The organism is Ensifer sp. 22460 (assembly GCF_052044935.1).
Lineage (GTDB): Bacteria > Pseudomonadota > Alphaproteobacteria > Rhizobiales > Rhizobiaceae > Ensifer.
On record NZ_JBQENZ010000082.1, the window covers coordinates 1 to 363 of the forward strand.

Annotated in this window: 1 protein-coding gene; it reads left to right on the top strand. The window is 65.8% G+C overall.

Annotation, left to right across the window (positions count from 1 at the left end; genetic code table 11):
- Window positions 1-363: hypothetical protein (locus tag ACTJKM_RS36095; protein WP_440661899.1), on the top strand; the 363-nt coding region annotated here is incomplete at both ends.

Below are 363 nucleotides of genomic sequence, written 5' to 3' on the forward strand. Positions count from 1 at the left end.
GGCCGGTTCGGACACGAGCAGCGGCACGATCGGCTTTACGGCCGGTTCGGATGCGATCGCGACGATCGTGTTCGGCAACACCAGCGGCCTTACGGGCGGATTGACCTGGGATCGCGTCTCCGACACGCAGATCATCGGCCGCGCCGGCGGTGTGGCGATCATCACGCTCGACCTGGTGCGCAACGGCGACAGCGCGACGGTGACGGCGACGCTGAACGACAACTACGCCAGCCACCCCGGCATCAATGCCGACGACCTTGCCAGCCTCGGCTTGGTCAAGGTGATCGCCTCCGATACGGACGGCGACACAGCCGAGGGCACGGTGAACGTGTCGGTCTCCGACGACGTTCCTTTGATCGGCAT